Annotated in this window: 17 protein-coding genes and 5 pseudogenes; 14 read left to right on the top strand and 8 right to left on the bottom strand. The window is 54.6% G+C overall.

What is annotated here, in order from left to right; all coding sequences use genetic code 11:
- Positions 1-265 precede the first annotated feature (265 nt).
- The 6 genes from gph to ACRBCU_RS00885 all read left to right on the top strand — a co-directional run bounded on the left by gph (position 266) and on the right by ACRBCU_RS00885 (position 5,342).
- On the top strand, positions 266-922 hold the full coding sequence (gene gph, locus ACRBCU_RS00910) for a phosphoglycolate phosphatase (protein WP_431363470.1): 657 nt from the start codon (positions 266-268) through the stop codon (positions 920-922).
- A 70-nt stretch (positions 923-992) separates the two neighbouring features.
- A complete protein-coding gene (gene phnD, locus ACRBCU_RS00905; RefSeq protein WP_431363469.1) occupies positions 993-1,967 on the top strand; it encodes a phosphate/phosphite/phosphonate ABC transporter substrate-binding protein in 975 nt (324 codons plus the stop codon).
- A 66-nt stretch (positions 1,968-2,033) separates the two neighbouring features.
- The gene (phnC, locus tag ACRBCU_RS00900; RefSeq protein ID WP_431363468.1) at positions 2,034-2,831 is read left to right on the top strand and encodes a phosphonate ABC transporter ATP-binding protein; all 798 of its coding nucleotides are present in this window, start codon (positions 2,034-2,036) and stop codon (positions 2,829-2,831) included.
- Positions 2,828-3,637: a phosphonate ABC transporter, permease protein PhnE gene (gene phnE, locus ACRBCU_RS00895; RefSeq protein WP_431363467.1), complete on the top strand. Its 810-nt coding sequence runs from the start codon at positions 2,828-2,830 to the stop codon at positions 3,635-3,637. The genes phnC and phnE (ACRBCU_RS00895) overlap by 4 nt, the downstream gene beginning before the upstream one ends.
- Positions 3,637-4,452, top strand: a complete 816-nt coding sequence (phnE, locus tag ACRBCU_RS00890) for a phosphonate ABC transporter, permease protein PhnE (protein ID WP_431363466.1) — start codon at positions 3,637-3,639, stop codon at positions 4,450-4,452. Before phnE (ACRBCU_RS00895) ends, phnE (ACRBCU_RS00890) begins: the two co-directional genes overlap by 1 nt.
- Positions 4,416-5,342, top strand: a complete 927-nt coding sequence (locus ACRBCU_RS00885; RefSeq protein WP_431363719.1) for an HAD-IIA family hydrolase — start codon at positions 4,416-4,418, stop codon at positions 5,340-5,342. The genes phnE (ACRBCU_RS00890) and ACRBCU_RS00885 overlap by 37 nt, the downstream gene beginning before the upstream one ends.
- Before the next feature lie 24 nt (positions 5,343-5,366).
- On the opposite strand, the gene ACRBCU_RS00880 is transcribed toward ACRBCU_RS00885, so the two are convergent.
- Positions 5,367-5,714: a hypothetical protein gene (locus ACRBCU_RS00880; RefSeq protein ID WP_431363725.1), complete on the bottom strand. Its 348-nt coding sequence runs from the start codon at positions 5,712-5,714 to the stop codon at positions 5,367-5,369.
- 8 nt (positions 5,715-5,722) lie between these two features.
- Positions 5,723-6,441: pseudogene (locus ACRBCU_RS00875) on the bottom strand (helix-turn-helix domain-containing protein); the annotation flags it as partial.
- A gap of 177 nt (positions 6,442-6,618) precedes the next feature.
- Between ACRBCU_RS00875 and ACRBCU_RS00870 the strand changes: the two are divergent.
- Positions 6,619-7,253 (top strand): annotated as a pseudogene (locus ACRBCU_RS00870) (tyrosine-type recombinase/integrase).
- A gap of 576 nt (positions 7,254-7,829) precedes the next feature.
- On the opposite strand, the gene ACRBCU_RS00865 reads toward ACRBCU_RS00870, so the two are convergent.
- From ACRBCU_RS00865 to ACRBCU_RS00845, 5 genes and pseudogenes are all read right to left on the bottom strand, one after another.
- Positions 7,830-9,344 carry a sulfatase-like hydrolase/transferase gene (locus ACRBCU_RS00865; protein ID WP_431363465.1) on the bottom strand — a complete coding sequence of 505 codons (1,515 nt, stop codon included), beginning with the start codon at positions 9,342-9,344 and terminating at the stop codon, positions 7,830-7,832.
- Positions 9,341-10,831 (bottom strand): annotated as a pseudogene (locus ACRBCU_RS00860) (tripartite tricarboxylate transporter permease). The gene ACRBCU_RS00865 and the pseudogene ACRBCU_RS00860 overlap by 4 nt, the downstream one beginning before the upstream one ends.
- A gap of 107 nt (positions 10,832-10,938) precedes the next feature.
- Positions 10,939-11,481 carry a hypothetical protein gene (locus tag ACRBCU_RS00855; RefSeq protein WP_431363464.1) on the bottom strand — a complete coding sequence of 181 codons (543 nt, stop codon included), beginning with the start codon at positions 11,479-11,481 and terminating at the stop codon, positions 10,939-10,941.
- 72 nt (positions 11,482-11,553) lie between these two features.
- A complete protein-coding gene (locus ACRBCU_RS00850; protein WP_431363463.1) occupies positions 11,554-11,868 on the bottom strand; it encodes a hypothetical protein in 315 nt (104 codons plus the stop codon).
- Positions 11,869-11,892: 24 nt separating this feature from the next.
- A complete protein-coding gene (locus ACRBCU_RS00845) occupies positions 11,893-12,501 on the bottom strand; it encodes a Bug family tripartite tricarboxylate transporter substrate binding protein (RefSeq protein WP_431363462.1) in 609 nt (202 codons plus the stop codon).
- Between the two features lie 125 nt (positions 12,502-12,626).
- Between ACRBCU_RS00845 and ACRBCU_RS00840 the strand changes: the two genes are divergently transcribed.
- From ACRBCU_RS00840 to ACRBCU_RS00810, 7 genes and pseudogenes are all read left to right on the top strand, one after another.
- Entirely contained in the window at positions 12,627-13,115 is a 489-nt protein-coding gene (locus ACRBCU_RS00840) for a MarR family winged helix-turn-helix transcriptional regulator (RefSeq protein ID WP_431363461.1), read from the top strand.
- A gap of 3 nt (positions 13,116-13,118) precedes the next feature.
- On the top strand, positions 13,119-13,244 hold the full coding sequence (locus tag ACRBCU_RS00835) for a hypothetical protein (protein WP_431363460.1): 126 nt from the start codon (positions 13,119-13,121) through the stop codon (positions 13,242-13,244).
- Between the two features lie 12 nt (positions 13,245-13,256).
- A pseudogene (locus ACRBCU_RS00830) lies at positions 13,257-14,564 on the top strand (sulfatase-like hydrolase/transferase); the annotation flags it as partial.
- Positions 14,565-14,599: 35 nt separating this feature from the next.
- On the top strand, positions 14,600-15,985 hold the full coding sequence (locus ACRBCU_RS00825; RefSeq protein ID WP_431363459.1) for an FAD-binding oxidoreductase: 1,386 nt from the start codon (positions 14,600-14,602) through the stop codon (positions 15,983-15,985).
- A gap of 43 nt (positions 15,986-16,028) precedes the next feature.
- Positions 16,029-17,102, top strand: a complete 1,074-nt coding sequence (locus tag ACRBCU_RS00820; RefSeq protein WP_431363458.1) for an AbrB family transcriptional regulator — start codon at positions 16,029-16,031, stop codon at positions 17,100-17,102.
- Between the two features lie 9 nt (positions 17,103-17,111).
- Positions 17,112-17,930: pseudogene (locus ACRBCU_RS00815) on the top strand (SUMF1/EgtB/PvdO family nonheme iron enzyme).
- 424 nt (positions 17,931-18,354) lie between these two features.
- Complete coding sequence (locus ACRBCU_RS00810; protein WP_431363457.1) at positions 18,355-18,987, top strand: tyrosine-type recombinase/integrase; 633 nt, start codon at positions 18,355-18,357, stop codon at positions 18,985-18,987.
- A 255-nt stretch (positions 18,988-19,242) separates the two neighbouring features.
- Here ACRBCU_RS00810 and ACRBCU_RS00805 read toward each other — a convergent pair whose 3' ends face one another.
- On the bottom strand, positions 19,243-25,242 hold the full coding sequence (locus ACRBCU_RS00805) for a beta strand repeat-containing protein (RefSeq protein ID WP_431363456.1): 6,000 nt from the start codon (positions 25,240-25,242) through the stop codon (positions 19,243-19,245).
- Between the last annotated feature and the right edge of the window lie 175 nt (positions 25,243-25,417).

Raw genomic sequence — 25,417 nt, 5'->3', positions numbered from 1 at the left:
CGGCAATGACCCATTAGAACAATACGAAACGAGCTTGACCCAAACGCAAAATTCTGACGAGGCTGAATTTCCAGTTCGTGGAGCAAAGCGAGCACGGCTTATCGGCTCTATCATGCCAGTGTCATCGCACTCAAAACTACCCAACTATTGAATCACGTGAATTTATTGAGCTCAAAAAAACCTCTCGGAGATATCTTTAAAGGGACTAAACTCGACATAAGGTTTAAGCTTTGCGGAACCATTGAAAGAGCGATAAGAAACTTAAATGCACAATCCCAAAGCAATTATTTTTGACTTGGACGGCACGCTTATTCACAGCGCGCCCGATTTGCACGCTGCCGCAAACGCCATGCTAAACTCTCTTGAGCGCTCAGCGCTCGAGCTGCCAACTATCATCTCCTTTATCGGCAATGGCGTTGAGCGATTGGTGGAGCGGTGCCTAGAGGCAACTGGCGAGCATGACGCAACGCTTAAGCAAGTGGCGCTGAAAAGATTTCTGACCTTTTACCAACAAAATATGACGACATTGACCCAACCCTATCCCGGCGTTGTGGCTTCACTACAGACTTTTCGAGATGCGGGCATTCCGCTGGGCATTTGCACAAATAAACCGACCCAGCCCGCTCGTGAAATTTGTGATCGCCTTGAACTCACTCAATTTTTCAAAGTGATCACCGGAGCCGAGGACGGGCAGCTCAAAAAACCAGCGCCAGCGTCCTTGTTAACCTGCATCAGCGCGTTAAATGTTCGACCTTCAGAGGCGCTTTATGTTGGCGATAGCGAAATTGATTACTTAACGTCGACCAATGCCGCCGTGCCATTTCGTTTGTTCGCCAATGGCTATCTAAACGCGCCCTTGCCAAACTTACCTGCCTCAGACCGGTTTGAGCATTGGACGAACCACGGAATTCCCACGCACTAAAGTTTCGTAAGATACAGGCTTGCAAATTTACGGGTTCAGGATAGCCTCATGGTTCTGGGAGGATTCTTAAATGAGATTAATGACTTCACTATTGTCCGGCGCGGCTTTTGCTTTTGCACTTTCGCTCGCGGGTCCATCTATGGCGCAGGATTGCCCGCGTGGTGATTTGGATAAACGCTTTTGCGACGTGGACGGCGATCTAATTGCCGACACCCCCACCGATCCAGCGGATCTGGTAGATCCTGACACGTTGATTTTTGCCTACACACCCGTTGAAGACCCCGCAGTTTACAAAGCCGCATGGTCCGACTTTTTGACACATCTGGAAGCAGAAACAGGTAAATCGGTCGTTTTCTTTCCCGTACAAAACAACGCGGCCCAGATTGAAGCAATGCGTTCTGGTCGTCTTCATATCGCGGGCTTCAACACCGGTTCGAACCCTTTAGCGGTGAACTGTGCAGGCTTTAACCCTTTCACAATCATGGCTTCAAAAGACGGTAATTTCGGATACGAGATGGAAATCATCACCTATCCAGGTTCTGGCATTGAAAAGGTTGAAGACATCAAAGGCAAACAACTGGCCTTTACCTCGCCGACATCGAACTCAGGCTTCAAGGCACCAAGTGCTATCTTGAAAGGTGACTTTGACATGCTTCCTGAGCGTGATTTTGAACCTGTCTATTCAGGCAAGCACGACAACTCGATCCTTGGTGTCGCCAACAAAGACTATATGGCAGCATCAATCGCGAACTCGGTCAAAGCGCGGATGATTTCCCGAGATGTGATTACCGAAGATCAAGTTGTTACAATCTACAAGTCACAGACGTTTCCAACCACGGGGTTTGGCACGGCGCACAATCTTACTCCCGAACTGAAAGAACAGATTCGCAACGCGTTTCTGAACTTTGAGTGGGAAGGCACATCCCTCGAAGCCGAGTTTGAAAAGTCGAACGAAGGCCAATTTTTGCCTATGACCTATCAGGAATTCTGGGAAGTCATTCGTAAAATCGACACCGCAAATGGCGTCAGCTACGCCTGCGAATAACATCTGATTGGGCGGGTCTTTGGGCCCGCCTTTTCCAACAAAAACATAATTTGCAGGGGGGCTTTCATGCTGCGGCTTGAGAAGCTTGTTAAGACATATAAAACGGGCGATCAGGCTCTGAAGGCTGTCGATCTACAAGTGCCAGAAGGTCAAGTTCTGGCGTTGATTGGACCTTCAGGGGCAGGAAAATCCACCCTTATTCGCTGTATTAACCGGCTGGTTGAACCCTCTTCGGGCAAAGTCTTTTTGGGCGATGTTGAACTGACTGGACTGTCTTCAGGTAGCCTGCGCCGCGAACGTCGCCGGATGGGGATGATCTTTCAGGAATATGCTCTGGTAGAACGTCTAAGCGTCATGGAAAATGTTCTGTCTGGCCGCTTGGGCTATGTCGGATTTTGGCGCAGCTTTTTACGACGTTTCCCGCAATCCGATGTAGATGAAGCATTCCGCCTACTGGACCGTGTTGGCCTTGCCCATATGGCCGACAAGCGCGCGGACGAGTTGTCGGGCGGCCAACGTCAACGCGTTGGCATCTGCCGCGCCCTCATTCAAAATCCGGCTTTGCTTTTGGTGGATGAACCGACAGCTTCGCTCGACCCCAAGACGTCACGCCAGATCATGCGGCTCATTTGCGAGCTTTGCAAAGAGCGCGGACTGGCGGCGATCATTAACATCCACGATGTTGCCTTGGCACAGATGTTTGTGCAGCGCGTTATTGGTTTACGCTTTGGTGCAATTGAATTTGACGGCCCGCCCGAAGGGCTAACCCCCGAGGTTCTTACAACAATCTATGGCGAGGAAGATTGGGAAGCGACCATTGAAGCGGTCGATGACGAAGACGAAGAAATTGAGGCCGCCGAATGAGTGACGTGAACGCGCTTATCGGTAAGCCTTGGCGCAAACCATCGTTTATCAAACGACCTTGGCTAAGATGGGCACTGATACTTGGCGCCTGTGCTTACTTGATCGCAGCCTTCATGACGATCGACGTCAATTGGGCCCGAGTACACGAAGGCTTGGAGCGGGGCAAAAAGTTCATATTGGCCTTTACCAATCCGGATTTCACCACTCGCTCTACAGACATTTACGAGGGCATGATCGAGAGTATCATCATGACCATAGCCTCTTCAGTTGTCGGCATTGCGATTTCGATCCCGATTGCATTAGGCGCCGCACGCAACATTGCACCCTTGCCCGTTTATCTGATCTGTCGTTCGATCATCGCAATCAGCCGCGCCTTGCAGGAAATAATTGTTGCGATCCTTTTGGTCGCGATCTTTGGTTTTGGACCGCTTGCGGGTTTCCTAACACTAAGCTTTGCTACAATCGGGTTCCTGTCCAAGTTGCTGGCCGAAGACATCGAAAGCATGGACAAAGTGCAAGCCGAAGCGATCAAAGCATCGGGCGCTAAGTGGAGCCAATGGATCAATTACGGGGTGCAACCACAGGTTATGCCGCGACTGATCGGCCTGAGCATCTACCGCCTCGATATCAACTTCCGCGAAAGCGCTATCCTTGGGTTGGTTGGTGCGGGCGGGATTGGTGCCACGTTAAATACCGCGTTTGACAGGTATGAATACGACACTGCCGCCGCGATCTTGTTGCTCATCATCGTCATTGTCATGGCGTTGGAATACCTGTCCGGTATCATCCGCGCGAGGGTTCAATAATGCCAGTGCAAGACCTAAAGGGACAAAAAGTTTGGCAACGCCGCACTGGGCGCGAAAGCATAGCTCATTGGGTCATGTGGCTGATTGGCGTCGCAATTTTTGCCTACTGCTGGCAGCAGATATCCGCATCAACCACCTGGTTTTTTGTCTGGGATGCTCCGCGCATTGCCGAAGACATCTGGACACGCGCAACGCCCCCGCGCTGGGAATATATCTCGCAATTGGGTAAACCGATTTGGGACACGCTAAACATCGCAACGCTTGGCACGATTTTTTCATTGATCCTAGCCGTTCCGGTCGCCTTTTTGGCTGCACGTAACACCACCCCGTCTTTGCTTTTTGTTCGCCCTATTGCGCTGCTGATCATCGTTGCGACACGTTCGATCAACTCGTTAATCTGGGCATTGCTGCTGATTGCGATTATCGGCCCTGGTGTTTTTGCGGGGGTTATCGCGATTGCGATCCGCTCCATCGGATTTTGCGCCAAGCTGCTTTACGAAGCTATCGAGGAAATCGATCAAACCCAAGTCGAGGCCATCACAGCCACCGGAGCGTCGCGTTGGCAGGTCATGGCGTTCGGAATTGTTCCGCAAGTTCTGCCTGCATTTGCAGGGATTGCAGTGTTCCGCTGGGACATTAACATCCGCGAATCCACTGTGCTTGGGCTGGTTGGCGCGGGTGGCATCGGGCTGCAACTGTCCTCTTCATTGAATGTTCTTGCATGGCCTCAGGTATCATTGATCCTGCTGGTGATCCTCGCGGCGGTAGTTATCTCCGAATGGGTATCTGCCAAAGTACGCGGTGCAATAATTTGAACGTCGCCGAAGCCTTTACCAGTTACGAAAACGTGCGCCATCGGTTGCCGAGCGCAAAGTTTGGTCGGGCCTCTAAAGCACTGCCAAACCTTGATGCACTGGCAGATGAGATAGATGTTTTCCTACTTGATGCTTTTGGCGTTCTAAATATTGGTGACACCGCCATAAAGGGTGTGCCAGAGCGTGTCGCGCGGCTTCAAAAGGCAGGCAAGCGGGTTATGGTTGTTTCCAACGCAGCCGGCTTTCCGCACGCCAAACTGATGGAAAAATACAAGTCTCTCGGTTATAACTTCTCTCCCGAGGACGTCATCACCAGCCGCAAAGCAACGCTCCATGCGCTTCATAATGCACCATCATTGAAATGGGGTTTGATGGCCACACCAAGCCTTGGGCGTGGGGATATTGAGCCTTTCGACATGACCTATCTCGCAGAGGACGCCGCAGCCTATGACGAGGCCGAAGCGTTTGTTCTTTTGGGAAGCGCAGAATGGACTGAAGCACGACAATCTTTGCTAGAAGCGTCTCTCAGAAAGGCACCGCGACCAGTCTATGTCGGTAATCCTGACATCGTGGCACCACGCGAAACCGGATTTTCAGTTGAACCAGGCCATTTCGCGCACCGCTTGGCGGATCAGACCGGGATCGAGCCGGAATTTTTCGGAAAACCGTTTGGCAACATCTTTGATTTGGCCTTTGCCCGTCTAGGCGATGTCGACCCCGAGCGCACAGTCATGGTCGGAGACAGCCTCCATACTGATATTTTAGGCGGTCAGGCTGCCGGATTAAAAACAGCTTTGATTGCAGACTTTGGTTTCTTTGGCGGGCACGATGTTGAAAGGCCGATCAAGGCGTCGGGAATTCAACCGGACTACATTCTGAAAAGGCCCTAATGCCCCGCGAGTTGGAGATGAAGCTCATCGATATTGGTGAAATGCACAGTTGTTCAGAATAAGCTCGATGATTTTTTGAAATGCATTTCCGTGGCCAACGATTGCGATCGCTTCTTGGTTAACGTCGTTCAATTGGACGGCAAACTGAGCAATCCGGTATTGGAAAAGAGCCATTGGTTCGGCTGGCACAGCGCCCCCTGCTTCCTCATAAGCGTACCACCAATGGTTTGGCAAATGATCAAAATCAAGGTCGGGGAAGCTTCGCTTTAGCGCTTCAGACGGGAGAGCGACACCACCACTAAACCTTAGCAACTCATGGCTGCCGTGGCTTACTTCGTTTGGAACCGCCCTAACAAAAATCGCGTTCGCCAATAGTTTATGGCGGGGCTGGTGATCAGATCATGGGCCTTGAGTGTACGATAGACCGTGAGTTCTGAGACGAAATAGCGGTCTTGATCCGTGAACGTCACCGCCTGCTCCCGCGGTGATAGCTCTGTCTCTTTCAAGGAGAAGTCAACAACCTTGCGTTTCACGTCGTCAGGCACGCGGTTCCAGACGTGTTTTGGCTTGGGAGAATGATCAGCAAGGCCAGCCTCACCACGTTGCAGATATCGGTCATACTAACGGTAGAACGTGGTGCGGGGGATGCCCAGCTTAGCCAGTGTCCGGCGGGCCGACAGATGGCTTTCTTCCACGAGCCGAATAATCTCAAGTTTTTCTGAAGCAGCATACCTCATTCGCGGTCGCCCCCATCCCCGATGCATGCTTTTTTGAGAAGCCGCAGTTCAAGCGTCTTCTCGGCAACAACCTCTTTAATATCCTTTGCCTCCCGGCGCAGTTCCCTGACCTCATCAGTGTTCGCAGCACGCGCGGTATCGCCAGCCAGCCGCTTCTTACCTGCTTCCACGAAGTCCTTGGACCACTTGTAGTAGATACCCTGCGATATGCCTTCACGGCGGCACAGCTCAGCAATGCTGTCCTCGCCGCGCAGGCCATCCAGCACGATCCTGATCTCCTCCTCGGATGAATAGTGCTTGCGCGTTGCACCCTAGATGTCTTTGACGATCTTCTCGCCGGGGATCTTCGCTGTCTTTCTCATCGTCCACTTCTCAGTAGATACGATGAGCAACAAACCCTCTCTTAGCAAACAACCCTATTTGAACCCATAACCGCTGACGTCAGAAACTCGGATGCAGCGCAGCAATCCCGTGATACAGTACTGTCGTCAACGTCGGGTTGTCGTATTGGGAGGGCATGGCGGATCGGAGGATCAGTCATGGGAACACCAAACTTACCTGCCATTCGCGCAACTCGCCCCGCCTGGAACAAGGGTCGTTTCGTTGGTCAGAAACGGCCTTTGAAGCCTAAACACGTTTGGACAGTCCGAGTTCGGCTTGAACTGGCCGAGAACCATCGAGACCTCGCGCTGTTCAATATGGCGATAGATAGCATGCTGCGAGGCTGTGATCTCGTAAAAATGAAAGTCGTCAACGTAATGGCGTCTGATCAGATCAAGGAACGCGCGTCGGTGCTCTGCAAAGCAAGGCACAGAAACCAGTGCGATTTGAGATATCCGAAGGCACGCGCGCCTCGGTCGAAAAGTTGATGGAAGATGAGCTAATCGTCGGCTCGGAGTACCTTTGGTCAGGTCAGTTCCATGAACGCCGGCATATCTCGACACGCCAGTATGCGCGAATCGTCTGCGATTGGATCACGTCGATCGGTTTAGAAGTGAGCGCATAGGGCACACATTCGATGAGGCGAACAAAGGTGACCCAGATCGACAAAAAGACCGACAACTTGCGGGCGGTTCAGCTTTTGCTTGGACACACCAAGGTGGACAGCACAGTTCGGTATCTGGGCGTCGAATTTGAGGACGCCCTAGCGATCGCAGAGGCGATTGGAATCTAAGCTGCTTGGGCCGCTGTTGCTGGCGGCCCAAAGCCGACCTTGAGCGCGGTCTCCAAATGATGCGTTCGCAGCCCGCATTGCCGACATTCGCTGCAATCGCAAAATCGGGTGATGGGCTAATTCACACTTCGCGGACGAAGTTAGCTTTCGCTGCAATGGCCCCAAGGGCAGCTCTCGGCGCCTTGGGTATACAGAAAAAACACCAAGGACTGGCAACAAGTCATTCTCCTCGGGAGCAAGCTGGTCCAAATCCTTTGTCAAATTCATCATTCACGTTCTGCTGCCTAGAGGTCGTGTAGGACCTTCTGCCATAGGCGACCTCGATTTCACCGGCGGTGTTCTGGATGCCCAGCAAGCCGACCGACACAAAGGCGACAGGTGCCTGGGCCGCTGCACCGACCTTCATCCTGCGGGGATAGATGACGGAAACATCGACGCCAACGTGTTGACGGAATTGAACCTATTCGGAAACGGTTTCGTTAAGGGGGAACGTCGAATCCGCGTAAGGTTAACTTTCCGTTTGAAGAGCTGGCGAAAACCCTCAGCATATGTGGTCGTCGGCAAGTTGGGACCTCCTTACGCCATGCCGACCTGGACCTGATTGGGTCGCATATCATCAGGACGCGCCATCAGGATCTCGGTCAGGTCAGCCTGCATTGCAGTGTAGTCGGGATCATCGAAGACATTACGAAGCTCAAGCGGATCATTCTCCAAATCATACATCTCTCCGGCACCAGATTGCAGGTCCAGGGTCAGCTTAGCCGTCTTGCTGCGCACGGTGCGCAGAGACAAGCCGACGCCCACGCGTCCGGGGAGAAGCTCCCATTCGCTCATAGCGGCCTCGCGAGTGCCGTCTCCCGAGATAACATCGCGCATGGACTGGCCGTGAATGTCCATCAGGCTGACTGCCCCTGCCCAATCCATGAAGGTCGCGCCCAGATCGAGGGTTGAGAGGGGCTCAAAGCTGACTTTTCCGACGGGGACATCGGGGCCTTTCACGATGGCGCGGACATTCAACAGACCCTCAAATGGCATCGGCCCTTTCAGAACCAACCCATGGTCGCCCAGCCAATCGCCGTGGTCGGCGGTGTAGACGATATAGGTGTCGTCGGCCAAACCTTGTGTTTCAAGTTCGGCAATGATGCGCCCGACAGAATGGTCGATCAAGGACAACTGACCATAGGTATTGGCAATCACCTCGCGCAGGTGTTCATCTGAAATTTCAGGATAACGCGAATAGCTGGTGCGGATCTTGGCACCCTTGCCTTCGATCTTGGTCTCGACCGCGGCCTTGTGCCACCACGGACGACCCTCGAAATCGCGCGTTCGGTGTTCCGGCAGGTCCACCTCTTCCGGCCGGAGCAACGAGGCCCAGGGTTCGGGGCAGTCGAACGGATGGTGTGGGTCCGGAAAAGACACCCACATGCAGAACGGTTTGTCATGGTCCTGCTTGATGAAATCTATGGCACGATCCGCGATCCAGGTTGAATTGTGATACGCAACCGGCAGCTTTGATGACCAGACCTGCGGCGCGCCCTTGTGATCACAGTGGCTTTCCCACAGCAGCTTGTTTTTCTGTTCGCCCCGACCGTCGCCATAATACCATTCTTCATAGGCTAACCCGGCAGGTGGTTTTTCGGGAAGCCACCAGTTGTGGCCGATGTGGACAAGTTCCGTATGATCGAATCCCATATAGGGCCCGCGCCACCCCTCTGGCACTTTGGCAGACCCCGGAATGGACTCGACCGTGTCGCTGTCTCCAAAGGTGTGATAGGTCGCAAAATGCGCCTTGCCAATCTTGGCCGTGTGATAACCCGCCGCAGACAGCGACGCCGCAAAGCCCTTTTCACCCAGTTCCGGATCCAGATCGATCCCGTTGTCGTGCACGCCATGGGTACGTGGCAACAGACCGGTCAGGATCGAGGCCCGCGCGGGCTGGCAGACCACGCATGGGGTTACAACGGTTTCAAGGCTGGTGCCTTCCGCGGCAAGCATATCCAGATGCGGCGTATAGACGTTACGCCCCCGGAACCCATAGCAATCTCCGCGCTGTTGGTCGGACGTGATGAACAGGATGTTTGGGCGTGTCATGTCTTGTCTGCCTTTGGCTTGCGGAGAGAAAGAAAGATCACGGCGAAGGTGCACAGGATGAACGCCGCCGCGATCGGGCTTTTGAGTAGGAACCAGGGATCGCCTCCAGTTGCGGAAAACACCTGTCTTGCGGTGTCTTCGATGCGCCCGCCGAGGACAAACCCGATCACAAAGGGCAGCGGCGAAATTGCAAAACGCATCATAAAGTAACCCAGGACACCGAACCCGAAGGCGAACCAGATCGCGCTCATCGAAGTTTCCTGAACATACAGGGACGCGAAGGTCAGCAGCAGTACAAGCGGCAAGAGGTACTGTTTCGGGATACGCACAAGGGCACCAAGTGAGCGCATGAAGACCCCACCCACCGTCCAGTTCAGAAGATTGGCCAGTATCATGGTCGTGAATAGCCCGAAAGCTATCACAAGCTCAGGGTTCAAGTCGGACGAGAACTTGAAAACCGCCGGGCCAGGGTTGAACCCCCCGATGGATTCAGCAGCGAGGATCAGGAAGACGGCGGCCGTATTGCCGGGGATGCCAAGAGACAGGACGGGGATCAGGTTTGCCCCCGAAACCGAGGAATTTGCAGCCTCGGTCGCGGCAATACCTTCTGGGGCCCCTTGTCCGAACTCCGGCTCGTCCGGCTTTTTGTTCTTTGAGTGAATGCGTTTGCCGGTCGCGTATCCGATGGTGGCGGCAAGCGTCGAGCCGACGCCGGGAAGTGCGCCAATCGTGGTGCCGATGACGGCCGAGCGACCAATATAGGGAAGTATCCGCCGAATGTCGGCCCAGTGAAGGCGCTGGTCCCCTTCATCCTTGGCAACCTTGATAGCCCCGGCGTGGCGTTTTTGGTGCCAAAGGTTTTCGAGCTCGGTGAAAATAGCCCCGATGACGAGCACACCAATGACCGCAGCCGTAATCGGGATTCCGTCCGAAAGCGCGGCGCTGCCAAAGCTGAGGCGGGGATAAAAGTCTTCTCCGGTGCCGATATAGACAGCCAAAAGCCCAAGCCCGCAGCTGAGCAGACCCTTGGCCGCAGACCCCCCGACCACAGCCGCAATAAAGCTGAGCGACAGGATCAGGAGCGCCGTCTTCTCGGGTAGGTCCAGATAGGCTTCGACCAGGATCGCCAGGAATGGTGCGCAGATGATCAGAACTATATCCGAAAACGTGTCCCCTGTGACTGACGAGAAGTGGGAAATCCTCAGCGCTTTGCGCGCCTTGCCGGACTGGGCCATCGGATAGCCGTCAAGCGTGGTCATCTAGGCGTCGGGCGTGCCGGGGGTGTTGAACAGGATCGCCGGCACGGCCCCTCCGACAGTAGATCCTTTCATGACACCGATCAGGAAACCCATAACAGGCAACAGCGCGTCCGAATTGAACCCGAAAATCGAAATCAGGATGGGCAGGGAAATGGCCATCGCAATGACTCCCCCCAAGCCTGGGGTGGCGCCCACTACGATCTCGAGAACCAGCCCGAAGGCCACCATCATCACGGTGATCGAGACGGAAACGCCAAGGAGAGAGAATGCCTCTGGCCCCTGAAAGACCGCAAGAATGCCAAGCCAGATATAGTCAAGGGTGCCCAAACCGGTCATCAGACATCCCCGTTCGGTGGCAGAAGAACGTCGTCAAATGGCAAGTCATAAAGAACGATGATCCCGATAACAGCGGCCAGCGCGACCCACAATGCGCACCAGGTCATACGTTGTTCGACAAAGGACACGATGCAGAAGACCATCGTGCCGCCTCCGAGGACAAAACCGATGTATTTCCAGGGCGCCGTATCGCGTAGAAGCCTGTATTCCTCTCCCCCTAACAAACCGCTCGCAACCGGTCCGGCCCAACGCATCAGCAGGATGCCAATGACGCCGACGATCGAAATCGCTCCGATAAATACCAGATTGTGTCGGGAAGGGTGATAGTCAGGCGAGCGTCGTTCAAACAGCAGCATCACACCTGCCATCAAGATGAAACCCGCAGCCAGTGTCGGCGCAAGACTGTCACCGACGATATAACGGCCGCGTTTGCGTTCGACCAACCAGGTCTCGGTGTCGAGGGGTATCCAGATGAAGGCAAGGATCAAAGCGAAGGCAATGCAGCCCAGACCCAGTGCCGTGCTGGCAGAGAGGTTTCGCATATCGGTCTCTTTGGTTGGCTAAGGGGGGGAGCGGACGGCGCGAACGCCGCCCGCGATCAGAGTAGAGGGGACTTAATCAGCGGCTGCTGCGATCAGCGCGCCCGAGGAGTCGTATGCGTCCTGAACTGTGGCCTCAAGCTCTTCTCCGGCGAGGATCATTGGTCCGCCAAAACCTTTGGTGAGGAAGGCATTGGCCTTGCCACCTTCTTTGGTTGCAACTTCGGCAATCGCCGATGCAATGGCCGCGCGCGCTGCGGGGTCCATATCCTTGTGACCCACAAACAGGAACGCAAGCTCGCTCACGAAGTCGACCCCATATTCGGACAGAAGCGGGGCGTCTGGCGAGTTCTGCAACGGTTCGCTGCGTACGGATGCCAGTTCGACCATATCGCCTGAGGCAACGGCTTTCGCCTAGATACCAGCACCGAAACCAACATCCATGTCACCCGCGTTCAGGCCGTTCATGACAGCCTTGCCGCCCTTGACCGAGATGATGTTGAAATCGACGCCATTTTCCTTGCCAGTCACATAGGCAATGTCACCCAGTGCCGGAGTCATGACGCCAAACCGGATGTCCTGACCACCCTTGGCTGCTTCGATCACATCACCAAGCGTTTTCCAGCCTTTATCGGCAAGCGCGACGATCCCCATTTGCGTGCCTGCGGTAGTGGTGATCGGCGTCACGTCCTGCGACGAACCCGTTTTCGAGGCGATCATGCTATAACCAAGGCTGCTCGTCACGACCATGGCGATTGTTGTGCCATCCGCAGGCGCATCCTTTACCGCATTCACGGCGTTCAGCCCACCTTTGCCGGTGACTTGTTCGGGGATAACCTTCCAACCCTGCGCCGCTTCAAGCTCCTCCGCGATCAGTCGCGCCTGCGTGTCAGCACCGCCACCCGCGGCAAAAGCGATGATCATCTTGATGGGGCCCGGCGGGGTCCAGTCTGCTGCAAATGCGGCTGTCGACGTTCCGAGAATCACGGTAGCGACCACCGCAGATTTAAGCAACTTCTTCATGTTCTCCTCCCTGAAGCGCAAATTCGTTGACGCCATTTGTCGGGCAAAAAGGTGGAAAAGTCAACAATCAAGTTGACTTTTCCACTAACGTGATAGAAATTCAAATGAAGTGAAGGATTGTGGAAATGCCAAATTCAGATGATAGCGCGATTGGATTGGGCCTGTTGCTGCCCTTCCAGATTGCGCAATTGCACTCTGCGCTGAACGCGCAGGCGAAGGTCATCATCTCTTCCTATGGTGACCTTAATCTTGCGCAATGGCGGATCGTTCGCGTTGTCGCTCTTGGCATCGAAAACACCACAACACCGGTTCGCAAGGCGACCGGCATCGACAAGGGCCAGTTCAGCAAGATGCTGAGCGCGCTAGAGCAAAGGGGTTATGTGATTCTCCACCCTTATGAAGATGACAAACGCCAGCATGTAATCGAGTTGACCGACAAGGCGCGCAAGGCGCACGAGCAGCTTGGCCCGGTGCTGGACGAACGCCAGCGGCATCTGGTTGCGACGCTGACCGAAGACGAACTGGCCGTTATCTACAAGGCGATCAAGGTTATGGCGAACGCCGCGCAAAAGACCGATTTCAACAGCCCGGCTCCCGAGCTGGAAGAAGTATAAACGATGGAATCCACCCCCAACCTTCTCGTCATCCTTTCAGACCAGCACCAAGCCCGTGCCATGTCCTGTGCGGATCATCCGGTGGTGCAGACACCACATCTGGATGAACTGGCGGCGCGTGGCACATGATTTACTAACGCTTACACACCCTCTCCGATCTGTGTTCCTGCCCGCGCGGCCTTTGCGACAGGTCGGCAAGTGCACGACATTCGCAACTGGGACAACGCGATGCCCTATACGGGAACGCCGCGTGGCTGGGGGCATGCGTTGCAGGACAAAGGCGTTCGCGTTGAGTCGATTGGCAAGCTGCATTACCGCCATGGAGAGGACGACAGCGGCTTCGACGTGCAGCATATTCCAATGCATGTGGCCGATGGGGTCGGCATGGTGTGGGGATCTATTCGTCGCGAAGACGAGCGGGTCTATAACAAACATGTACGCATGATGGGCGACACGATCGGACCGGGCGAAAGCAGTTACACAAGGTACGATCGAAGCGTCACGGACATGACCTGCGACTGGCTATCCAAATCACAAGACAGCGTCGCGCCTTGGTGCCTCTATGTCGGACTTGTTGCGCCGCACCACCCGTTGATCTCGCCTCAGGAGTTTTATGACCTCTATCCATTGGACAAGTTTCCACCAGACAAGCTGCGACTTAAGGATGGGTACGCGCGCCACCCCTGGATGGACAAGATGGCGGATGCGATGGTCGGAGAAGATGGCTGGGAGGATGAGGAAGAGAGGCGCGTCGCGATTGCCTCGTATTACGGGCTGACCAGCTACATGGACCACAATGTCGGCCGGATGATCAAAGCGCTGAAAAAAAAGGGACAGTTCGACAATACCACGATCATCTATTCCAGCGATCACGGCGAAAACCTTGGCGTTCGCGACCTTTGGGGCAAGATGAACATGTATGATGAATCCGCAGCGATCCCGTTGATTGTTTCCCCTGCTCCGGATCTGGGGGCCGATCCCCGACCGACAAGCCACACGACTACAAGCCTTTTGGACATTTCGGAGACAATCATCGATCAACTTGATGCCGAGCTTCCGGGCGAACGCCCCGGGAAATCTCTCTATGACATTGCGGCGTCCGAAGACGACACCGATCGCGCCGTGTTCAGCGAATATCACGCGATCGGCGCGGTGTCCGGCGAGTTCATGCTGCGCAAGGGCGATCTGAAACTGATCGAATATGTTGGCTTTGAGCCTGAGCTTTTCAATCTGGCCGAAGACCCCGAAGAGCTGAGCAATCAGGCGCAGCACCCTGCCTACGCGGATGACCTTGCCCGGATGCAGGCAGAGCTTCGCAAGATCTGCGACCCGGACGCGGTCAACACGGAAGCCTTCGAAGATCAGGACGCGATGATCAAAGCCTATGGCGGCAAAGAGGCCGCGTCGAAACTGGGTGCGCCCTCGGCAACGCCGCCGCCCGCCACCTGAGCTGCGTCTGGGAAAATTCAACACGAGGATCTGCCATGACGCAGGACACTATTTCTTTGGCTTTGTCTGAACTGCAAGACCTTCTGGGTGACCGTTTATCCACGGGCCAATCCGTGCGCGAAATCCATGGTCGTGACGAAGCCTATTCGGAACCAGCATTGCCCGACGCCGTTGCCTTTCCTGAAAATACCGGCGAAGTGTCGGCGATCATGAAGATTTGCTCGGCGCATAAAGTGCCCGTTGTTCCGTTTGGCATCGGCACTTCCTTGGAGGGGCATGTGATTCCAATTCACGGCGGCATCAGTGTGGATACCAGCCGGATGAACAAGGTTTTGGAAATTCACGAAAGCGATCTGGACGCGGTTGTGCAACTCGGTGTCAAGCGGACCCAGCTGAACGACGATCTTCGGGCGACGGGCTTGATGTTCACGGTCGATCCGGGTGCCGATGCCTCGCTGGGCGGCATGGCCTCGACCCGTGCGTCAGGGACCAATACCGTGCGCTATGGCACCATGCGCGAAAACGTTCTCGCGCTTGAGGTCGTGCTGCCGGATGGCCGGGTGATTAATACGGGTTCGCGCGCGCGGAAATCCTCGGCCGGATATGACCTGACCCATCTGTTCGTGGGGTCCGAGGGCACCTTGGGCATTATCACCGAACTCACCGTGCGTCTGTTCGGCCGGCCAGACACCGAGCTTTCAGCCACCTGCGCTTTTGAAACCATTGATGATGCCGTGAACACGGTAATCATGGCCATACAAATGGGGCTTCCCATGGCGCGGATCGAGCTTTTGGACGAAGTGCAGATGAAAGGCATGAACATCTTCAACCCTGATCTGAACCTGCCCGAAAAACCGCATCTGTTCCTTGAGTTTCACGGGTCCGGCGCGGGTGTCAAAGAACAGGTCGACCTGTTTGAAAGCGTTGCGGAAGAATTCGGAGTGTCCGGCTTTGACTGGGCAACGAAGCTGGAAGATCGCGAACGGCTTTGGCAGGCGCGTCACAATGCCTATTACGCAGGCAAGTCGCTTCGCAAAGGCTGTGAGGGCGTTGTCACGGATTGCTGCGTTCCCATTTCAGCGCTGGAAGGTTGTATTGCGCACACAAAAGAGCTGATCGCCGAGTCTGGCCTGATTGCCCCGATCGTGGGGCATGTTGGTGACGGGAACTACCACCTTTTGATCCTGATCGACCCCGACAATGCCGACGAAATGACCCGTGCCAAGCAACTGGCTTCCGAAGTGAACCGGACGGCACTGTCCTTTGGGGGCACGGTGACAGGCGAACACGGCGTCGGAACCGGCAAGAAGAAATACATGGTGGAAGAACACGGAGAAGCCTATCTACTCATGGCACAGCTGAAGCAATCCATTGATCCGCTGAACATCATGAACCCCGGGAAGTTGGTATCGGTGAACTGACCGGAAACGCCGCGTTGCTCTGCAAAACAGAACCGCCATTCGCATGAAAGACCTCAGATCCAAAGTCCTGCAATTGACACTGGTCCTCGCAACCGCGTTGGCGGGGGCTTTCGCGGCACTTGCCATGGGCTGGCCAATTCCCTTCCTTCTCGGAAGCCTCGTGGCGACGGCGGTCCTTGCGTTGACATTCGCCGCGCGCACAGGCCGTCCGGTTTTCTTCCCCAAAACCTTGCGAGAGATGTTCATTTCCGTGATTGGCACGATGATCGGCACGACCTTCACGCCCGAGGTGTTGTCCATGGCACCAACCCTCGCTGTTACCCTTTGTGCGATGATGGGTTTTGTCGTTCTGGCGCAGGCGTCGAACTATGTCATTTTTCATTATCTGGGCGGCTATGACCGGCCAACCTCGTTCTATGCAGCTATGCTGGGCGGCTTGATCGAAGCGGTGGAAATGGGGACGAAAGCGGGTGGAGATGTCGAAACCCTGAGCATCCAGCATTTCGCGCGTAACGTTCTGGTGATCCTGATTGTTCCACTTCTTTTTTTGGTGGTGACCGGAGAAGCGGTGGGCAGTGCCGCAAGCCAGTCCTTTGAAAAGGGGACCCCCGACTGGCGGGATTGGCTGATGGTGGCTTTGATCGCTCCCGTTGGCCTTTGGATCGGCAAAGCCTCTCGTTTGCCAGCGGCCTCGTTGCTTGGTCCATTGGTATTGACGGCGTTCCTGCAATCTTCGGGAGCCATCGATCTGGGCGGGCCCCCGGCACTTCTCAACCTGGCGCAGCTAATCGTTGGCGCGAGCCTCGGCGCGCAGTTTGCCAAGACCACCCTGCGACAATTGTTGTCCGCTCTCGCGCTTGGTTTTGTATCGGTCATGGTGACGCTTGCCATTGCTTCGGGTTTCGCAATTGTGCTGGGACAGCTCCTTTCAATGTCTTTCCGAACATTGCTGATCAGTTTTGCGCCTGGCGGGGTCGCCGAGATGAGCCTGATCGCGTTAAGCCTCGGGGTTAGTCCGGTCCTTGTCTCGATCCACCATCTCTTTCGCATATTGTTCACCGTGGGTTTGGCCGGTTTGCTGTTCAAGCGGTTTGGAAATGGCTCACCAGGAACTTAAATTCACCCAATGCAACCAGACATGAAAAAAGCCAGCTGCTGTAGCCTCTCACGAAGTCCAGGGACAGACACACCACTTGCCGCGCCCAACGCCACCAGCGGAAAACGCATACCAGATGATGTCGTGCGCATTCCGAGGGGCAGGTCGCTCGTCGGCACCAGCCGCCCCGAGACCCCGGATGACGGCGAAGACCCGATCAGGAACCCCCGCGTGAAACCCTTTCGCATCGAGGCAACCACAGTCACGAACGCGCAATTCGCCGCGTTCTTTGCCGACACCAATTATTTCATCGAAGCCGAAAGGTTCGGCTTGTCCTTCGTCTTCTGGATGCAAGTGCCTGAAGGGCTTGGCCCGACATTGGGCGTCAAGGACGTCGAATGGTGGCGCCGCGTGGATGGTGCCAACTGGCGTGACATCAACGGGCCGGGTACCATGGAGGCTGCATGGGATCCGGACCATCCCGTCGTCCATATGTCGTGGAACGATGCGCAGACCTATGCCAAATGAGCCGGTGGCCGCCTGCCCACCCAGGCCGAGTGGGAACATGCCGCCCGTGGCGGGCTGGGTGACGTGCACTTTTCCGGGGGTGAACGCGAACCCGATGATGCCGATTTCCAACCCTGCAACATCTGGCAGGGCGATTTTCCCAAAACCAACAGCGCCAAAGACGGCTTCGTCACCACCGCTCCGGCCAGGTACTATGAGCCGAACGGCTATGGGCTTTACAATGTGGTCGGCAATGTTTGGGAATGGACGGCCGACGCCTATCGAATCAAATCTTTGAAGAAACACGTGCGCCAGAGGCTTGCGACGATGAAGGGCTACTAACTGTCCAAGGGCGGATCCTTCCTGTGTCACGCCTCCTTTTGCTATCGCTACAGGATCGCGGCACGGTCGGGGTATCGCCGGACAGCACCACCACCCACCAAAGTTTTCGCGTGGTCTGGCCGGAACAGGCAAGTTAACACTTCCCAGCATTCTTTCGATGATGCCGAACATTGCTGTCATGGCAAATGCCGGAAACGACGGGCCGCGCTGCAGCTTTGGCGACATCCATGAACTGCAGGATTGTGCTGTGCTCATTATCGCCAATGCCGGCTTTCGCCGGTTGTCAGCCTTTTATGCATTCCGCAGCATTTGTCATTTTGGGCTCGTTTCGGTCATCGGATGCGGCGCAGCATCCTGTGATATGTTGCGTTGGTCAACGTCGGGTTGTCGTTTTGGGAGGGCTTGGCAGATCGGAGGATCAGTCATGGAAACACCAAACTTACCTGCCATTCGCGCGCTTCGCCCTGCATGGAATAAAGGCAGCATCGTCGGACAGAAACGACCATTGAAAACGAAACATGTCTGGGCGATCCGCGTCAGACTGGAACTGGCGGAGAATCACCGAGACCTAGCGCTGTTCAATATGGCAATCGATAGTAAGCTCCGAGGCTGTGATCTGGTGAAGATGAAAGTAGTCGATGTCATGGCATCGGGCCAAATCAAAGAACGCGCTTCCGTTCTGCAAAGCAAAACCCAAAAACCGGTACGCTTCGAGATTTCGGAGGGCACTCGGGCTTCGGTCGAGAAATGGATGGAAGACGAACTCATGGTCGGCTCAGAGTACCTTTGGCCCGGTCGCTTTCACGAACGCCTTCACATCTCAACCCGCCAGTATGCTCGCATTGTCCGGGACTGGGTCACATCAATCGGCCTTGATGCAAGCGCGTATGGAACCCATTCAATGCGACGCACCAAGGTAACCCAAATCTATAAGAAGACCGGAAACCTTCGCGCAGTTCAGCTCCTGCTAGGCCACACAAAGATGGACAGCACAGTCAGATATCTGGGCGTTGAACTCGAAGACGCCCTTGCGATCGCAGAGGCCATTGAAATCTAGAAATTTGGGCCGTCTTCGCGGGCGGCCCGAACCTGCCGTTCGCGAGTGATCTGGATTGCTGCGGTGTGACTCACCATCTCTGCCTTTCGCTGCAAGTGCGCCAAAGTCCAGTTCGGCGGGGTAGTTGAAAACCGCGAGCTTAGGATGCTTTTCAAAACAGGCCTTAGAGCAACCCTCAGTTGTTGCTATGCAGATTTTCGAGAACTGAAAAGCTTGGATAGCAACCAAAATTTCCTTTTCCTCTTCAAGCATCCGCTAGAAAATGAAGTCGCTTTTTCCCAAGTCACCAAGATCGACATTCAGCAAGGTGATCGTCAAATTGTCTCCATCGTCGATTACCACATCGTTCCCGATCTGCTGCATGTGATTGGCAGCCAAATCCGCAAAGTCGACAATCTCCAGAACATCAGCAAGTTTGATGTCTTCCTTATTATTCGTGGCGTCAAAGTCCTCTATCGTGTCGTCGCCATCGCCGCTCTTGAAGATGAAGTCGTCCGAGCCAGAGCCGCCAACCAACTTGTCGTCACCTTTGCCGCCATTCAGCCAGTCACTAAAACTACCGCCGAACAGTTGGTCGTTTCCAGAGTTGCCCTCTAGTTCATCCCTATTGCGGCCTCCGTAGATTGTGTCGTTACCTTTGCCGCCCATCAGGCTATCGTTGCCAGAATTGCCTTCGATACTGTCATAACCGCTATTCCCGAACACTGTATCGTCGCCGTCATTGCCCAGAACCGTGTCTTTACCAGCGCCACTTTTGAACAGGTTGTCCTCAGACGAGCCCGTTAGATGGTCAGTTCCTGATCCTGTCACAACCGCTTCAAAGTTGATGATCTGGTCCAAGCCATGGCCCGTTTCCTGATCGGCGACACTCCCAAGGACGAGCGTCGTATCAGTGCTGCCAAGGAACTGTACCATATCAAAACCAGCGCCACCATCGAGCGTGTCATTGCCAAGGCCGCCGCTTACGGTATCGCTGCCTTCACCCGACAATAAGCTATTTGCGTTGCTATCGCCTAACAGCAGATCATTCCCGCTACCCGTTTCAACGCGCTGAATGTTAAGCAAGGTATCAAACCCGTGGCCAGTATTCTGGGCCGCCGTGATCCCTAGATCGACAGTTGTATCAATAGCGCCTTCAAACACCGCGGTACTAGAACGGTTGGCAGCTTGAGTGCCCCCATTTATCGTATCATTGCCAGCGCCACCAATAAGGATGACATTGCCAGCACCGCCATTTAGAACATCGTTGCCGCTGCCACCGTCTAGCGTATCTGCTTGATGAGAATAGCTTTCACTACCAGCATTAAGCGTGTCATGACCCGCGCCACCTAACAGTTCATTCTCATAATTTGCGCGGCCTGAGAGAACGTCATCTGCGTTGCCGCCAAGCACGTTTTCGACGAAATAAATATAGTCGAGACCTTCGCCTGTGTCTTGCGTCGAAAGGTTGCCCAGATCAACTGTAACGCTGGTCGTCATATGCGCGAAGGATATTAGATCAATCCCAGCCCCGCCATTGTATGTGTCGTTGCCATCGCCGCCACTCAGCGTATCATCGTCGTTCCCGCCAGCGAGCATATCGTTGCCGAGCCCGCCATAAAGCATGTCATCGCCGTCGCCCGAAAATAGGGTGTTACGGCCGTTGTCCCCAGTCAGCGTATCGTTGCCGCTGCCAGAGCTAATGTGATCTATGTTCCGTATAACATCGAACCCATGCCCGGTATTTTGCGCGGCAGTAACATTCAAATCAACACTCACATCGACTGTGCCATAGAATAATGCTGTGTCCGATCCGCCAAATCCATCCAGAGTGTCATCCCCAAGGCCACCCGTAATCGTGTCATGGTTCACGCCGCCGATGATCCTATTTGCTCCATCGTTGCCTATTAAAGTGCTCGACCCATGGCTGCCCTGGATATTCTCGAAGTTGAGTATTGTATCGACGCCGTGACCTGTGTTCTGCGCACCAGTGATGTTCAAATCAACAGCGACCGCGGTTGAACCTTCGAAGATCAACGTATCATTGCCAGCGCCGCCATCGAGCGTGTCATCGCCAAGCCCGCCTGTCACTTCGTTGTCGCTCGCATCCCCCGTAAGCACATCATTGCCGCTGCCTGCAATAACGTTTTCGATGTTGAGAACCGTATCGAGGCCATGACCAGTGTTTTGCGCAGCCGCAATTCTAAGATCAACGGTGGTATCAGTGCTGCCAAGGAACAGCGCGGTATCAATACCTGTGCCGCCATCAAGCGTATCGTTGCCAAGTCCGCCATTGAGCGTGTCGTTGTCCGCGCCGCCGCTCAGGTAGTTCGCAGCATCCGTGCCTGTCAGGCTATCGTTGCCGCCATCTGTCGTAATGCTTTCGATGTCGATCAAACTGACAATGCGATGCCCGAAGAATTGATCGCCGACAATCCCAAGATCAATCGTCGCATCAAACGTATCTAAGAATTCTGCGGTGTCAGAGCCCGCGCCGCCTTCAAGCGTGTCATAGCCAAACCCGAAGGGAAGCGTATCGCCGCCCTCTGCGCGCAATGTATCATCGCCTGCGCCGCCGGTCAGGCGCGTATATTGCTCGCCACTGCTGATTAAAAGATCATTGCCATCGCCGCCAGTCGCATGTCTGACGTTTAAGAGCGTATCTATGCCATGACCCGTATTTTGCGCCGTAGAGAGCCCCAGATCGACAGTGACAGCCACGCTGCCAGTGAACATCGCAGTAGCGGAGCCCCCACCGTTCAAGGTGTCGTCACCTGCGCCGCCGATCAAAACGCCACTGCCCGTCAGCACGTCATCACCGCCGCCGCCGTCGAGGGTATCAACGCCGCTAGGACCCGCAGTCAGGGTATCGTTACCAAGCCCGCCGCTCAGATGGTTATCCCCAAAGCCACCGCTCAGTGCATCGTTGCCGCTACCAGCTTCGACATTCTCGATATCGAAGAAATAGTCAGTGCCTTCGCCGGTATTTTGAGACGTGGAATTGTTGCTGAGGTCAACGGTCACAGCCGTCGTCATATGTGCAAAAGACACCAGGTCGATCCCAGTTGATCCATAAAATGAGTCTTCGCCCAAGCCGCCGATCATCGTGTCATTGCCAGCCCCGCCAGAAAATGCCGTATTGCCAGCATCGCCGATCAGCATGTCGTGGCCGCTTCCTGTCGCGAAGAACTCACCGTTGAGGAGTGTCATAACGCCAACACCGGTATCGACCCCTCCGCCAATGCTGAGGTCGATGGTGACATCGCTTGTCAGATCTGAAAAATTGATAACGTCAAAACCATCCCCTGCATCCAGCGTATCATTGCCACCGCGTCCAAAGATGATGTCGTTGCCTCCACCCGAAACGATGTGGTCCGCGCCAGTCGTACCGTAGATCGTGTCATTCCCTGTGCCGGTCTGTAGCCCTTCAATGCTGATGAATGTGTCAACGCCGTTACCCACATTCTGCGCACCCGTATTCGCCAAATCAATTGTAAGGCCTAATACCGTTTCAAAGCGCGCAAAATCAAAGCCCGCGCCTCCGTCTAAGGTATCATCGCCCAACCCACCGTTCAGCGTGTCATTGCCAAGACCACCGCTCAGCGCGTTATCGGCGCTTGTCCCGATCAACAGATCATTGCCGTTGCCGCCAGTCAGGTTCTCGATCCCGTAAAGGTAATCAACACCAGCGCCTGTGTTTTGGGTTTGGCCATTTTGCAGGCGTAAGTCGACGGTGACATTCACCGAAAGCCCCGCATAAGAGGCCGTATCAATCTCACTGCCCAACCCACCGTTCAGGGTGTCATTGCCAAGGCCACCATTGAGCGTGTCATTGCCATCATCTCCAAAGAGCACGTTGTTGCCAGCATCGCCCGTCAGGCTATCGTTTCCGTCCCCGCCATAGACGTTCTCGACACCCGTTACCGTGAGTAGGCCCTCGCCTGTAGCCTGCGCCGCGCTATTACTAAGATCGACAGTGATGTCTGCACTGCTACCTTCATATGTCAGCAGATCTATGCCAGCGCCGCCGTCAATCGTGTCATCGCCAAGACCGGCCCTAAGTGTATCGTTCCCACCGCCACTAGATAGTCGGTTGGCAAAGTCATCGCCAAAGAGCGTGTCATTTCCGGTTCCGGTCTCAACCGCTTCAATGCTGGTAAAAAGGTCATACGCACCGCCCGCAGCGATCTGGGAGTAGGATAGGTTGACGCCTGTGTTCGTGTTGTCCAAAAAGCGCACGGTGTCAAAACCAGTCCCGCCATCAAGGTTTCTAAAGCCCTGTACCACCTCGAATATGTCGTCGCCGTCACGTCCAAGGAAACTCTCGCCGCCAGAGGTGCCTTTAATCAGATCGTTGCCAGTGCCGCCCCAAACCGCTTCGACGTTGAGGATCGTATCAAGCCCGTCGCCAGTGTTTTGGGCGCCCGTGTTGTCCAGATCGACCGTTATACCTGTGGTGTTCTCCCAGAAACTGACTGTGTCAAATCCGTCGCCGCCATCAAGCGTATCATCACCACCGCGACCCATGAGATTGTCATTGCCATCGCCAGTGATGAAGTGATTGGCCACACTACTCCCTTGTAGATTGTCCCAACCTGATCCTGTCGTGATGTTTTCGATACCAGAAAGAGAGCCATTAGACTGCGATCCATATGCGAGGTCGTTGATGTCCAGAAAAACACTCGTCGACCCTTCAAAAAGCGCAGTGTCGATGCCAGCGCCGCCGAAAAGATAATCTCCCTCGTCATTGTTTGCATCGCCGCCGATCAATGTATCGTCGCCGTTGCCGCCCCGAAGCGTATCACGCCCTGCGCCGCCACGAAGGAGATCCTCGTCATTGCCGCCCTTCAGGGAATCGTTGCCGTTCCCGCCGAGCAGCGTGTCTTCGCCTTGCAAACCTTTCAGCGTATCTGCGCCGTCTAGACCGCTCAAGATATTGCCAAACCCATTGCCCGTCAGATGGTCATCGAAATTGCTGCCTGTAAGGTTCTCGACGCTCTTGATCCAGTCAATGCTCTGACCCGTGTCCTGAAAAATATTGACCGTCAGTAACGCCGTCACGCCAGCGGTCAAATCCGCGTAGCTAACCGTGTCGTCGCCGCTGCCGCCTTCTAAGCGGTTGCGGCCAATGCCGCCAAGCAGCAGGTCATTGCCAGCGCCGCCAAACAGATTGTCGTTGCCATCGAGTCCGCGCAACTCGTCGTTCCCGAATGGTAGATCGCCGCCAAATTCATCTTTCTCATTTGCATCATCGCCAAAAAGCACATCGTTACCAGTATTACCTGTGATCGTGTCATCGCCGCCAATTCCAAAAACAACGCCTTGCGTAGAAAAGGCAACGGTGTGGGTATCCGTTGGGCCCGATGCGCCCCCATCGCGATGATATGTTCCGTTGGTCAAATCCCCCAGACGGTCACTGATGGCTTCGAAATCATTTCCGCCAAACACGTCATATGCCAGATCCTGCACAGGATAGATTGTGTTAAGAACGATGTCTTGGCGATTGTTTACGTTTGCCCACTGCGCGAGCTCTGCCAAGCTGAACGGAGATGCGTAGGACCAGTCGGGTCCAGCAGGGAAAAAAGGTTCAGTTTCAGCACGGTGACGGATAATTTCAAAAGTTTGAACCAGCGAGTCGTCAGAAATCCATCCTTGGGGATAAACAGTGTATTCCAAAAATTCCAAATCACCGCCGCTATAAGTGGTCCCATAATAGGTAACCGGATCGGTGACCTCTTCGAAACGTGAGCCTCGATATTGCAGTAGAACGTTTGCGTTTACTTCGTCTTGCAGCGTATCGGCAAAATCATCGATAAATGTCTGCGCATCAAGCAATTCTTGTTTATGCGTGTATGAAGTATCACCATTTTCGATATCATTGATGACACGTACCCGTAGGGCAACCGCGGCCGTGACCATTGGAAGAAGCGCGGCCTTTTCGATTGAACCGACACTGGCGTAGTTTAGCAAGGCGGTTAAGGCGGCACCCGAACCAGTCACCGCTACGTCGCCGTTCGTAGAGTCCCCAGTTTTCAAATATCTGTGGTAATCCAGAGCAGCGTCGTCAATCTGGCTTTGAATGGCAGAGAGCTCGGTTTGGACAATTTCGCGTCTTGTCGCCTCCACCTCGGCCAGCACTTCGGTCACCAAGTCACTAAGAGCCTGAAGCTGCTCTAAAATTAGATCTTCTGGTGTAGGTTCGCCGAAACCATCAATGAATTCATAAAGGCCGTATGCTTCTTGAAAAGCGAGGGCCGCTGTATATGGATTTGCCATGATCGTGTCCTTATAGGCGCAAGGTCATTGCCCTTTGCCAAACATTTGTTGGTTCAAAAGAAAAGCCGTAAGAACGGGCCGTAAGCTTACCAAAAATTTAACAAGTGAAATACACAACGCTGCTGGTACCAGATGTTCTGGAGAACACGCGGCAGACAGTTGCTACCGGAGTTCC

The sequence above is a fragment of the Planktotalea sp. genome (assembly GCF_050633725.1).
Taxonomy (GTDB): Bacteria; Pseudomonadota; Alphaproteobacteria; order Rhodobacterales; family Rhodobacteraceae; genus Planktotalea.
This window is presented reverse-complemented; position numbering and strand designations above follow the sequence as displayed.